Source organism: Microbulbifer sp. NBRC 101763 (genome assembly GCF_040371615.1).
GTDB classification, from domain to species: domain Bacteria; phylum Pseudomonadota; class Gammaproteobacteria; order Pseudomonadales; family Cellvibrionaceae; genus Microbulbifer; species Microbulbifer variabilis.
In genome coordinates, this window is sequence record NZ_BAABQV010000001.1 from 1,117,505 (window position 1) to 1,129,417 (window position 11,913).

General features: G+C 45.1%; 11 protein-coding genes. 5 read left to right on the forward strand and 6 right to left on the reverse strand.

The genetic code is table 11. The features are described from left to right. Positions 1-29 precede the first annotated feature (29 nt). The 3 genes from ABWV76_RS05060 to ABWV76_RS05070 all read left to right on the forward strand — a co-directional run bounded on the left by ABWV76_RS05060 (position 30) and on the right by ABWV76_RS05070 (position 1,826). Entirely contained in the window at positions 30-281 is a 252-nt protein-coding gene (locus ABWV76_RS05060) for a hypothetical protein (protein WP_020415391.1), read from the forward strand. Positions 282-454: 173 nt separating this feature from the next. Beyond that, positions 455-1,291, forward strand: coding sequence for a metallophosphoesterase (locus ABWV76_RS05065; RefSeq protein ID WP_353375412.1), 837 nt, complete (start codon positions 455-457; stop codon positions 1,289-1,291). A 115-nt stretch (positions 1,292-1,406) separates the two neighbouring features. Next, on the forward strand, positions 1,407-1,826 hold the full coding sequence (locus tag ABWV76_RS05070; protein ID WP_040629508.1) for an acyl-CoA thioesterase: 420 nt from the start codon (positions 1,407-1,409) through the stop codon (positions 1,824-1,826). Between the two features lie 44 nt (positions 1,827-1,870). Here the strand turns inward: ABWV76_RS05070 and ABWV76_RS05075 are convergent, their stop codons facing one another. Next, positions 1,871-2,761: a LysR family transcriptional regulator gene (locus ABWV76_RS05075; RefSeq protein ID WP_353375413.1), complete on the reverse strand. Its 891-nt coding sequence runs from the start codon at positions 2,759-2,761 to the stop codon at positions 1,871-1,873. A gap of 115 nt (positions 2,762-2,876) precedes the next feature. Here ABWV76_RS05075 and ABWV76_RS05080 point away from each other — a divergent pair, with 115 nt between their 5' ends. Beyond that, on the forward strand, positions 2,877-3,614 hold the full coding sequence (locus tag ABWV76_RS05080) for an SDR family oxidoreductase (protein WP_353375414.1): 738 nt from the start codon (positions 2,877-2,879) through the stop codon (positions 3,612-3,614). Positions 3,615-3,706: 92 nt separating this feature from the next. On the opposite strand, the gene ABWV76_RS05085 is transcribed toward ABWV76_RS05080, so the two are convergent. The 3 genes from ABWV76_RS05085 to ABWV76_RS05095 are packed head-to-tail and all read right to left on the reverse strand — an operon-like array spanning position 3,707 to position 7,324. After that, positions 3,707-5,029, reverse strand: a complete 1,323-nt coding sequence (locus tag ABWV76_RS05085) for a phenylacetate--CoA ligase family protein (protein ID WP_353375415.1) — start codon at positions 5,027-5,029, stop codon at positions 3,707-3,709. 19 nt (positions 5,030-5,048) lie between these two features. Next, positions 5,049-5,906, reverse strand: coding sequence for a TauD/TfdA dioxygenase family protein (locus ABWV76_RS05090; RefSeq protein ID WP_020415397.1), 858 nt, complete (start codon positions 5,904-5,906; stop codon positions 5,049-5,051). Beyond that, positions 5,903-7,324 carry an aromatic amino acid ammonia-lyase gene (locus ABWV76_RS05095; protein WP_353375416.1) on the reverse strand — a complete coding sequence of 474 codons (1,422 nt, stop codon included), beginning with the start codon at positions 7,322-7,324 and terminating at the stop codon, positions 5,903-5,905. The genes ABWV76_RS05090 and ABWV76_RS05095 overlap by 4 nt, the downstream gene beginning before the upstream one ends. A 178-nt stretch (positions 7,325-7,502) precedes the next feature. Here ABWV76_RS05095 and ABWV76_RS05100 point away from each other — a divergent pair, with 178 nt between their 5' ends. Then, positions 7,503-8,366, forward strand: a complete 864-nt coding sequence (locus ABWV76_RS05100; RefSeq protein WP_020415399.1) for a LysR family transcriptional regulator — start codon at positions 7,503-7,505, stop codon at positions 8,364-8,366. 142 nt (positions 8,367-8,508) lie between these two features. On the opposite strand, the gene ABWV76_RS05105 is transcribed toward ABWV76_RS05100, so the two are convergent. Further along, positions 8,509-9,645, reverse strand: coding sequence for a DUF294 nucleotidyltransferase-like domain-containing protein (locus ABWV76_RS05105; protein WP_353375417.1), 1,137 nt, complete (start codon positions 9,643-9,645; stop codon positions 8,509-8,511). A gap of 528 nt (positions 9,646-10,173) precedes the next feature. Next, positions 10,174-11,349, reverse strand: a complete 1,176-nt coding sequence (locus tag ABWV76_RS05110) for a thiolase family protein (protein WP_353375418.1) — start codon at positions 11,347-11,349, stop codon at positions 10,174-10,176. Positions 11,350-11,913 lie beyond the last annotated feature (564 nt).

Genomic DNA, 11,913 nt, shown 5'->3' on the forward strand with positions numbered 1-11,913 from the left:
CAGCAAGCTGAACCTGGGCTGGTTAGCCTTTGACCTATAGACTTAGTGCGATTGAGCAGTTTAATCTCAAGCCCGATCGAATTTGTCTTTTCTTTTCCATTTTGATTCAGTATGACAAGGGTAATGATGGAGCGAATCAGCTGAGTACAACTCTATTTAGGGAAAGCAATATCCATCTTGCTGAGAATGGTATGGCGCTGCGTGAAGGCACCATTATAGATGCCACTACTATCTCCGCTCCAACTTCGACAAGTCCGCTAAATGCGGATCTAGGGCAGTAAAAATGGAGATAACTGTATATAGAAAGCACGATTTCGAGTAAAAAGTAGCTATTTTTAGTTATGTGAAGCGTGATGTAACGCTAAAGGCTGGTTTTTCAGAGTATCCCTAAATAGTAGATACCGTACTGTAGCCTGAAGTGTTGTAGGTTTGGGTCATTGAGTGAGTCTATTTCTTGAGCAAATGTCGTAACATTTCCGCAATACTTTTTATCATTGGTCTAACCATCTCTATTTGGGCTTTCTTTGCAGAGCCAAATAGTTTCAGAATCCGAGAGCAGACGATAACGATTGATTCCTGGCCAGAAGCCTGTAATAACAAGAAGGTGGCCATCCTTGCTGATTTACATGTGGGCTCTCCGTATAAAGGGGTTGATAGCCTTCGGTGGTTAGTTGATGAAGTAAATGCGAGTTTGCCTGATTTGATTTTGTTACCAGGTGATTTTGTTATCCAGGGCGTTGCAGGTGGCTCTTTTGTTTCTCCCGAAGAGGTTGCCGAGATACTGGAGGAATTGAAAGCGCCCATGGGCGTTTTCGCAGTGTTGGGAAATCACGACTGGTGGCTTGATGCCAAGCGGGTAGAGAAGGCATTCGCTGATCGAGGGATTACGGTACTTGAAGACCGATCAGCAAAGCTGAATAGTGGCGCTTGTAAGTTACGCCTGGTGGGTCTCAGTGATTTTTGGGAGGGGCCACATGATATCGCACAAGCGATGGATGGCATTGATACCGCTGAGAGCATTTTGGCTTTCACGCACAATCCCGATATATTTCCAGAATTACCGAAGCAAATCTCACTGACTATTGCTGGGCACACCCACGGAGGACAGGTTTACCTGCCATTTATTGGGCGCCCGATAGTTCCCTCTCGTTACGGGCAACGTTATGCGATAGGTCATATCGAGGAAGGTGGAAAAAACCTGTATGTAAGCCCTGGAGTAGGGACCAGTATTTTACCTGTGCGATTCCTAGTTCCGCCGGAAGTAACGCTCTTGTCTATCTCTAGTAACTAAGCGTAAGCAAGTGGGGCGTGCAGGATGATGGATTTGGTAATTCTGTTTGATCGGAATAGAGCAGGTACCTTGCCATACAATAGCAATGCTGCTTTGGACTTTCAGGATTGGCCAGATGATAACCGTTAAACGCAAGGTATTGTTCGGTGATTGTGACCCTGCGGGTATTGTATATACCCCAAGATTTTCCGACTTTGCCCTGGAGGCAACTCACGAAGCGATGTCTGTCCTGTTTGACGGCCCAGCCATTAGAAGGATGAAGCAGCTGGGCTTTATAACTCCGGTAAGAGCATTCAACTTGGAATTCCTGACCCCTGTGACTTGGGATCAGGAGTTAAAAATTCAGGTTTCTATCTCAGATATTGGCAACCACTCTTTTAGCTTCCAGCTTGAGGCTTATCTGGAGAGTGGGGCACCGGCTTTTACGGCGAACATTACCTATGTCACTTTATCTGCCTCCGACAGGGTCAAAATCCCTCTGCCAGGTCACCTTAGGGATACTTTGGCTCAAGCGAACCAAGCAAATGCACCATAAAGTAAATGAACTATAAAGGTGGTAGGTGGCGATGAAATCTGCAACTACACACTCCACTCGAAGAGGCCCTTCTCCTCGTTAAGGAAATCGAGCAAGGCCGCGAGTTTCTTCGGTTTGTTCAATCCGGTTCGGTATACGGCATGAATGTTCATTGGTGGTACATGCCATTCTGGAAGCACTTTTACCAACTGCCCGCCAGCCAATTCCTCAACAATATTGTTAATTGGCAATTGGGCGATGCCGAGCCCATTCAACGTTGCATTTTTTAATGCCTGGATGTTAGCGCAAAAGAAATTTCCGCTTACGGATAAGTTGATGGTTGAGTTAGCAGATGTCAGTGTCCATTCCGATTCCCCCGGATTGAATTGAAATCGAAGGCAGTTGTGACCCGCCAGCTCTTCAGGAAGTTGGGGCGCCCCATGCACTGCCAGATATTCTGGATTGGCCACAAGAACCCTGGTGGAGTGGCCGAGCTTGCGGCTTATTAGGCGGTCGTCCTGAATTTCTCCTACTCGGAAAGCCAAGTCGATACCCTGGGCAAATAGATCCTCGAAGTCATAGGTAAGGTTGAGAGAAACCGTAATTTTGGGCCAGCGTTTCAAAAATGGGGGCAAGACCTTTTGTGAGAGAAACTCGCCAAGAGCGGGTGGGGCAGAAACTTTAAGGAGCCCTTGTACCTGTTGCTCCATAACCAGCACATCGTGCTGAAGGGCTTTAAAATCTTCCACCAATTGAAGTGCTCGCTCATAAGCAATAGCACCGACTTCAGTTAACTCAACCCGACGGGTTGAGCGGTCCAGTAACTTTGCTTTCAGATGGGACTCCAACCGGGATATTTCCTTGCTGACTGTGGATTTCGGCAGGCCCAACTGCTCAGCCACAAGTGTGAGATTCAGAGTTTTACTGACCTGGACAAATACCGATAGGGTTCTCAAGCTTACTGTTTCTAAATCGCGAACATTCATTTTCAAATTGGGTAATTGTTCATTTATGGGTGGATAATAGAATGGCTTCGTCTTCGAAACAACATGATTCACAGGAGATTCAACCATGTCGAATGAACGAATTGCACTAGTTACTGGCTCTAATCGCGGTATTGGTCTCGAAGTTGCCAAGCAGCTCTCTGACCAGGGGGTCAAGGTAATTCTGTCTGGCCGCAACCAGGAGAAGCTTCAAGAGGTTAAAGCGGCCTGGACAGGCAAGGTAGCCCCACTGGACACCATAGAATTGGATATCACCAAGGCAAACGACAGGGCGCAAGCAGCTCAAAAAATTGCTGAGCAGTATGGCCGACTGGATATTCTAGTAAACAATGCCGGTGTGATTGTGGAAGGAGAATGGGCGCAGAATAACAGTGAGACTGTTTCCCAAGCCGATCTGCAAACCACCTTCGGTATCAACTTGTTTGCTCAAATTGGCCTCACGCAGGAACTACTGCCACTACTCAAGAAGAGTAAGGCTGGACGTATTGTCAACGTTAGTAGCATCTTGGGTTCCCTGGCAGTAAATGCCGATGTTGAATCCGGCTGGAGTGCGGTAAAACCGTTTGCTTACAACGCATCTAAAGCCGCATTAAATATGTTTACAGTTTCCCTGAGCCAGAGCCTTGCAGAGACCAATATCAAGGTCAATAGTGCGCACCCCGGTTGGGTTAAAACCGACCTGGGCACCAGCGCGGCGCCAATGGAAGTTACCGACGGAGCTTCAACGGTTGTAGACCTGGCCCTGATTGATAGCGATGGCCCCAACGGACAATTTGTCCACCTCGGTGAAGAGCAACCTTGGTAAGCACCTTTCGCAATATCAATAGCCTATTTGCTAGCTACCCCTTCACATAGTGAAGGGGTAGCTAGGTGTATGCTCCAGTTCAGTGGGGAAGGCTATCTGCGATCAATGATTTTTTTAACCTTGCCAGCTTTTTTACTGATTTCCCCAGGTTGTAAAATTTCTATATTGATTCTTGAGGCCGTTTCGAGCCCCAGGAAAATCATACGAAGGGTTACATCTGAACTGGTGAGGTTGCTATAAAATAGTCGTGCTAAACGCTCTTTCTCCTGCTGATTGACAGCTTCTCTTGCTTCAATTTCGAAGGTCAAATGATCATGCCCATCGACTTTTTCGATAATGCAGTGGTAAAAGGAGCTGAGACCAGCGATAGCAGTGATGGCGTTTTCCAGCGTAATCGGATAGATATTGCCGCCATTGATTGTGAACATATTATCGAGACGCCCCTTGATGGGCCCCAAATAGGTTCCGGGATGGCCACACTCGCAAGGGCCTCTGTGCATCTCCACCAGATCATGTGTGTTATAGCGAATCAGCGGAAGGGCTTCACGCTGCAGAGCGGTTATCACTAATTCCCCTGTGACCCCATCTTTACATGGTTCTCCTGTATCGGGGTCAATAACTTCTGCATGAAAGAAATCTTCCCACACATGTAAGTTATGATGCTGGCATTCACTCGCTATTAGCCCAAGCTCAGTATTCGCATACATATTAATCAGCTTGGAGTTGAACAACTGCTCATAGCGAGCCCGAAAGTCTTCAGAGAACAGTTCACCCACCATAAATATATTGCGTATGTTTAAGGATGCCGGTGATATATCTTTCTCCAGGCAGTGGCGTTCCAGCCGAGGTAATAAAGAGGGAAGGCAGACCATATAATCCAGCTGATCCCTTTGCAGGCTCTGAAGCTGATGGTCAATCCCCAGAAATGAATCTGCGGGAATGGTGAGGCCAAATATTTCAGCGGCAGCATGACAAATCATACCACTGGGCCAGGGGCCATAGGTCATTGCACACAAACATTTATCGAATGGTTCAACACCTGCAAATAAGTAGCTGCGCGCTTGAGAGATTACCGCGTTCTCAATATCTTTGCGGGTATAGGGCACTCGCTTGGGAGTGCCGGTGCTGCCTGAGGTGTGGCAATAGCGAACAATATCGTTAAAAGCCATACTCACTGTCGGCATAGGCTTTAAAAACACTTCAGAGCTTATAATCGGCAGTTGGTGTAAATCTGTACAGGTTTGTATTGCCTCTATATCAACATTGTTTTGCGCAAGTAATTCACGATAGTAGTTGGATTTTGCAACAGCCTCACTGAGCAGCTTCTTGATTTGACTATCTTTAAATGCCTGCTGTTCATTTCTAGACCGGCTATTTATGTGCAGAAAATCTGTCAGTAGTTCGTTATAGTTCATAAATACACTAACTATCTATTTATAGATATTTAACTGGTCGTTCTGCAGAGAAATGCACACGGTGTAATTCCCGCCGTTGATTGTAGTCATTTACCGCATAGTGTAAGACCTGGTGATTGTTCCAAAGCACCAGGGTGCCAGGGCGCCATTGCACTCGGCAATTAAATTCCGGTTTTTCGACGTGCTGAAACAGATAATTTAGCAGGCCCAAGCTTTCATCAGCTGTCATACCCTCAAACTGCGAGGTAGTAGTTCGGTTCAGGTAGAGAAAAGGCTTACCAGTTACAGGGTTTTTACAAACTGCTGGGTGTATTGCAGATTTCAACGGCATTAATTTTAGCGCCCGCTCTATACCGGACCCATCCTCATCCGAACTTTCCATTAATTTTGTTAATGGTTGCTTTTTGAGCATTAGTTCTGTGGTGTGTATCACATTGAGAGAGTTAACTACTTGCTGCATTGCAGTTGAAAGACTCTCATAAGCAAGTGTTGAGCTAGTAAAGAGGGTATCACCCCCCCTGGGGGGAATATCTATACCATACAAAGCGATACCTTTTACCGGATTCGAATAATAGCCCTGGTCATGATGCCAGATTCCCCCAGTATTTTTCTTTTCACCGGCCTCTTTAATGATTCTAGCAACTTGTGGATACTCCTCTGAGTGACCCTGAAAAAAGAAATAATTTTTTTGAAGTTCCCCAAATAAACTGCAGAAGTTGACAAATGCTTGAGTATCCAGGTCCATATCCCTGATAACCAATAGCTCGTGCTCATGCCATAAGTTTTGCAGTGTTAGCCCTGTGCTTTGGTCCATATCGGCTAGTTCATTCGCTGGAATCTCAATGCCGAAATTGCCTGTTAAATAGTTAAAATTCATAAAATGCTCTCTACCTGGGCTGTTGTAAATTGTGACCAGTTCGCCAATTTTAATGCTTCGGGTAAACCACCTGTTGAGCGCATCATTGCGGCTCTAGCTGAGCAAAAAGTTGCTGCGCGGACAATTTCTCTTAACGTATCCAGCTGGTCGTTGACATTGTTAAGTGCGGCCATTCCACAGGGTACGAGGTCCTGATTGTTGCCTTCACACGAGAAACTCATCTGACGCACGGGTGTTGACCTGGCTTTTATTTCCTGGAACAGAGCTGACGTCAGCTGGTGAATTCCTTTACAGTGGTTGAACGATTCAACACTCAAATTGTCCGGCAGTCCTCCATTTAAGCGATGGTCCATTAAAATCAATATTTGTCGATCAAGCATTTCGGCCAGGCGATGAATAATTTCCTGCATAAATTCAGCAGAAGCCGCCAGCCCAATCGCATAAAAGAGTCCGCCATGCCAGGGGCCAGACTCAAGAATTAGGGGATTGTCGGCAACGGCAAGCGCTTCGGAACTAATTTTGGCTTCGGAGTAATCCAATAAGTCAAGACAGTGCCCCAGTATCTGGGGAGCGCAGCGAACTGAATAACGAGCTTGTAATAGACTTTTCTCACCTTCGACAATATTCGGCGATTGTAAATAGTCATGTCGGAGTTGTGTTAGCAAGTTGCCTGCTCGAGCGTAGCTGGTATGTACCTCTCCATAGTGTAAACCTTCCGAGAAATGTTCATCTCCAGCACCTATGGCCAAGGACATCAGCGCTACAGATTTAAAACAGTCCCTTAATAACTTCCTTAATTGATAATCATGCTCAATAGCCCATGAAGCCATCATGGCATTGGTATTTACCAGGCCAATTACGTCGCGGGGGCCTTTTGGCCCATGCTCAAATAGTGGAGATATGGCATGGGCCATAGAAATTAAGTCACCACTGGCACCCAGGCTGCCTTTTCGGGGGACTCTGGGAAGAGTTTCACTGTTTGCCAGCTTAAGAAGTGCTTGGTAAGTGGAAGGGTGGATACCTGACAGGCCGTGAGCTGTTTTTCGAGCTTGTAGTTTTAACGCGCGCCTGACGACCGATTTGGGTAGCGGAGCACCGATACCAACTTGTAAATATTCCAAGAGGTTGACTTGGGTATTTTTCCATTGGTCTGGGTCTAGGCGATTTCGCTCATTCTCACCATAGCTGGTGTGTAGTCCATAGATAGGGTTGTTAGTATCGCCGATCTGATCTTGTAGTAATGCATAGGAGTGTTTAACTCTGGAAATGTCTTTATCACTCGCGATGATTGGGTTGTGTAGGTATCCCCATTCATACCAAGTCTGCAAAGGAAAAGTTAAAGCCATACTGAAATTAGTTTCAGAGGATACTGCATTACTATTCGCTGCTGAGGGATAGCTGAGAGATGATGTAGACACTCTGGCTCCGGAAATTTTTTTGAATAAATAGGAAGCAAAGAAATTAACATGAGTGTAAAAACATGAAAAATAGAAGTCGGCGCTGGTTGCCATAGCCAATATCTATGGCAACCAAGAGTATGTCGATGTAGACTCGACAACTGTTTTTTAAGTTAAGTAGCTAAATAAGTTGCGCTCTATGTTCCCACACGCTGATGAACTTAATTATTTTATTGAGGTTGCAAAAACAAAAAATATATCCAGGGCAGCAGAAAGATTGGGGATTCGGCAGCCTAGTTTGAGTGCTGCTATCAAAAGGCTGGAAAGACAGCTGGGTACTGAAGTAATAATACGGGAAAAAACCGGCGTTCAACTTTCACGTGCGGGTCTCAGGCTATTAAAAAGCGCTCAGCAGCTACTAGATGATTGGGATGAGGTTAAATACTCTGCGCTGCGAGAAAATAAAGAGGCCGTTGGCCACTTCACTATCGGTTGTCACAGCTCCATTTCACTACATATGCTGCCTGATGGTCTGCCTGCTTTTATCGCACAAAACCCAGGTATTGAATTAAGCTTTCAGCATGCACTTTCTCGTGAGATTGTAGAAGCAGTGATCAGTTGGAAAATTGATATCGGTATTGTCGTAAACCCTGTATCTCATCCTGATCTGGTGATCAAGCATCTTTGTCATGATGTGGTGAGTTTTTGGCATAATCCTGAGAAAATTCAATCTAGAGACGTACTGATATATGATCCAGCACTGATGCAGACGGATTGGCTACTGAAAACCATTGCTGAAAGAAATAAATATAAACAATATATAAGGTCTTCTAGTCACGAGCTGATCACAAAAATGACATTAGAAGGAGCTGGCGTTGGTATTATTCCTGGTCGTGTTGCGCAGACACTCGGAAGAAACCAGCTTGAATGGGTGAGTGAAGACCAACCAGGTTTTAAAGATGAAATATGCCTGGTGTATCGACGTGAGATAACACATAGCCTGGGTGCTGAAAAGTTAATTGAAGAATTTAAACTTTCTAATTATAAAAAAAATTTCTATTAGGGTAATTAAAATGAATACACTCAATTCGTAATTTTATTGGTAATATTTTGATGTGTAAGCGACTGATGATCAATATCCATGAAGTTTGAGTGGTTTTAAATTGCATGTGATCTTGAATTGAAAAAAACATCGAGAATTCTAATTATTTAATTAAGAACGGCTCCGAAAAGGGATTGTAGCGAATGCCATGCGCTCGCCCTTGTGAGGTGGTAAATTCATCAGCCCAGCCAATAATTAGCCTGACGCTATTCGCGGCATCCTCCAGAAGCTCTGACTGTTCCGGGTTCAGCCTTAGCCAGGCACTTTGATCTCTATTGGGTGTTACGTAGGCTGAGAGAACTTTGTCAAACTCCGCACGAGTAACAATATGTGAGGCAACCCTGACCCTCAGTGCTTCTGACATTGCTTTGCGGAAATGGACAGCTCTGGTTGGGTGCAGCTTTCCCATTTCTTCCAGTTTGGAAAGTTGAGCTAGGGAACTGACTTCATCTATATCATAGAACCACGCGAGGCCTTTCAATATGAACTGAGGAGCTCGATAAAACTCTCTTTTAACTCGCTTAATGTCAGAATAGGGGGCTGGCGGTTGGAAATTTTTATCATTAATCGCAACTTCCATAGCTTGCAGCCCCTGCTTTCTCTTCCTTGTTAGAAGCGAATTAGAGCCAAACTCAATAGCTTGCTTACCTAAAACAAATTTAACTTCATCCACTAGTTCTCTATGCAGCTTCGGGTTGCCAAAAGCGTGAGCACATTCTTGAAGTCCGCTAACAATATGTTTCCGGAGGTAACGTTTAGGATCACTTGGGTATTGGTAGTACTCTTCAAGAAGCCCCGTTAGAGCAGCTGCGGTATTGGTTAGGTCAAAAATAACTCGATCTTTTTTAATTAGGCCATCTTTGTTATTCCTTTCCATCCATTTCTTTGTCACCATTCCCAGTGGATTTAACCCTCCAGTACAGAAAACAAAACCTTTTCCCGGGCGCAGTGTTTTTATACGACTGTCATTGATATTATCTAGTCGCTTTTGAACGGCGAGATTAATCTTCCTCCATGTTTCCCTTTGATTTTGGGTAATCTTGGGTATTACGATAAAAGCATCTAAGTCTGATTGAGGGCAAGCCTCGCCTCTCGCACCGGAGCCAGTTATGCAGAAAGAAAAATCGGAAGGGCGGCTATGAATTGTAAATTGATCCTTATATAGCCTTTCGATAAAGCCAACTAATTTCTTTGTCCATGATGACATCATTTGCCATGCTGTTTTTTCGTTGTCAAGCATATCTTTGATGTCAGATCTTTGCCCGTCTAAAAAATCTGCAAGACAAAGTGTGCATGTATTTATTAAAGGGCCACTTAGGGATGGGCCTGGGCATAGCTGGCTACTGTATTTGCAAGACATAGATAACCCTAAATAAAAGAAAAGACTTTATGAGTAAAATTTGTAAAGATTGGTTTTTTAAAGAACCATATTCTTACAAGAACATACTCCCATGGATGAGAACAAACTCTCAACTAGGCGAAATTTGAGAGAGGGATGTACTAAGCCTGATTGAGAACTTACTTTATCGTGGTGTTTTTTAGTTTTTCTCCTGGCCATTCTTAATAACCGTAGTGGGAACTCCCTTTACCCCTGAGTAGAAGATAATAAGGTTAGCAGGCCCATTGCCTTCATTGCGCCCATAGTGCCACTTGTCAGTTACCTCGGCATAAGCCTTAGCCTCACCCAGGGGGTTCAATCTAAAAGGGTAACCTCATTGAAGGCGGGGGTGGTAGTCTGAGTAATCAGTGGAGATTTCTATTAACTTCACTAGCGCTCCAGGTAGGCCGCAGTTGCCATACCTCCTGCAGTACAGACACCAATAACTGCTTTATGCTTATCCCTTCTTCCTAACTCCAATAGGGTGGAACCCAGATAACGGATTCCCGACATTCCATAGGGGTGGCCAAGGGCAATGGCTCCTCCGTTGACATTGGTTATTTCCCACGGAGTATCCAGTTCAGCCTGGTTATAGAGTGTAGTTACGGCAAAGGCTTCATGGAGCTCCCATAAGTCGATATCTGCCACAGCCAGGCTGTGATGCTTCATTAGCTTTTTGATAGCGGGTGCCACAGCAATACTCATTTCCTTTGGTGCAACTGCAGATAGTTGCATGCCGCGGAACAGACCAAGGATTGGTAGATTTCTCTGTGCGGCTAATTCTGCATCCATCATTACCACAGCCGCTGCGCCATCGGAGAGCTGGGAAGCGTTGCCTGCTGTAATTGTGCCGCCTGTGTTCACGGGCTCTAATGCCGTTAGGCCTTCCAGGGTGGTGTCAGGGCGAGGGCCTTCATCTTCACTCAAGGTAACGTGTTTATTACTTGTTTCACCGGTTTCCTTGCTTTTTACCGACATTACCGTCTTGAAAGGAACAATTTCTTCGGCAAATTTCCCTTCCTTGAGTGCCGTAGCCACTCGCTTTTGAGAGTCCACAACGTAGCGGTCCTGGGTCTCACGGCTAATTGAAAACTTATCGGCAACAAAGTCCGCTGTTTGAATCATGGTCCACCAGACAGCGGGAATTTTCTTCTGTAGGGGTTCGTAAACGAAATGATCAAGGTTTAAGTGAAACTGAACCAGACTAGTGCTTTCTACGCCACCAGCAATACCAATTTGCATCTCTCCAGCAGCTATTCGGTTTGCTACAACCGAGGCGGCATTCAGCCCGGAACCACAATAGCGGTTGATCGTAATCCCCGGTGCCTGGGTCCCGCAGCCGGCAAATAGTGCGGCATTGCGTGCGATATTGTGCCCGGTGGCCCCCTCAGGTAAACCGCATCCCAGCACTACATCTTCAATCTCGTGAGGATCTAACTGTGCTCTATCAATGGCTTCCCTTATTACATGGGCCGCCATCGGAATACCGTGAGTCTGATTGAGTGCACCACGTCTTGCTTTGGCGATAGCAGTTCTGCAATAGGCGACGACGGCGACATCTTTCATAAGAAGCCTCGGGGTAGTGGGATGAGTTGTATTTAAAGTAGATTAGACAATGAAAAGGGGGCGGTTTTGTTATTTGTGCTTGCGGGAATCCCACGAGTGATCATTCCGTCTATGTGTGATTACGCGACTATGGGTCGTCATATGGATTTTAGTCCTACCCTTTCTCAATCGATTTGGTGGAATTTTGCTCATCCTGTTTGATTGAGATCAGTATTGCGAGCTTTATCACGAGCACTGACAGGAGGCTACTCCATTAGTTGCGATATTGTGTGAATCTAGGTCCAACTTCCAGAGTTAACTTTTCCATCAATTAGTGGAAATCCAGCTTAATTGAATATGAGTGCTTTTCAATAAAGGGCATAGCGGAGAGAATCTGGGCCCAAATCTAACCAAGCCCGTCCAAGTGTCTGGTATTAGCTGGTAGAGTTTAAGTTTCTTTTAAATTGACTGATATGCAGTTTAAGTAGAAGTATATTTGAAGCTTGATTGAGATATTAAATATTCAAAGGGGAATTCATGAATTAAATTTTCACTTTAATCTGTTTGCTGGTTATTGGTTCAAAT

Excerpts from the sequence above, each read along its gene's own strand:
- ABWV76_RS05070 (WP_040629508.1), top strand. The coding sequence starts at position 1,407 with ATGATAACCGTTAAACGCAAGGTATTGTTCGGTGATTGTGACCCTGCG.
- ABWV76_RS05080 (WP_353375414.1), top strand. The coding sequence starts at position 2,877 with ATGTCGAATGAACGAATTGCACTAGTTACTGGCTCTAATCGCGGTATT.
- ABWV76_RS05085 (WP_353375415.1), bottom strand. The coding sequence starts at position 5,029 with ATGAACTATAACGAACTACTGACAGATTTTCTGCACATAAATAGCCGG.
- ABWV76_RS05090 (WP_020415397.1), bottom strand. The coding sequence starts at position 5,906 with ATGAATTTTAACTATTTAACAGGCAATTTCGGCATTGAGATTCCAGCG.
- ABWV76_RS05100 (WP_020415399.1), top strand. The coding sequence starts at position 7,503 with ATGTTCCCACACGCTGATGAACTTAATTATTTTATTGAGGTTGCAAAA.
- ABWV76_RS05105 (WP_353375417.1), bottom strand. The coding sequence starts at position 9,645 with ATGCTTGACAACGAAAAAACAGCATGGCAAATGATGTCATCATGGACA.
- ABWV76_RS05110 (WP_353375418.1), bottom strand. The coding sequence starts at position 11,349 with ATGAAAGATGTCGCCGTCGTCGCCTATTGCAGAACTGCTATCGCCAAA.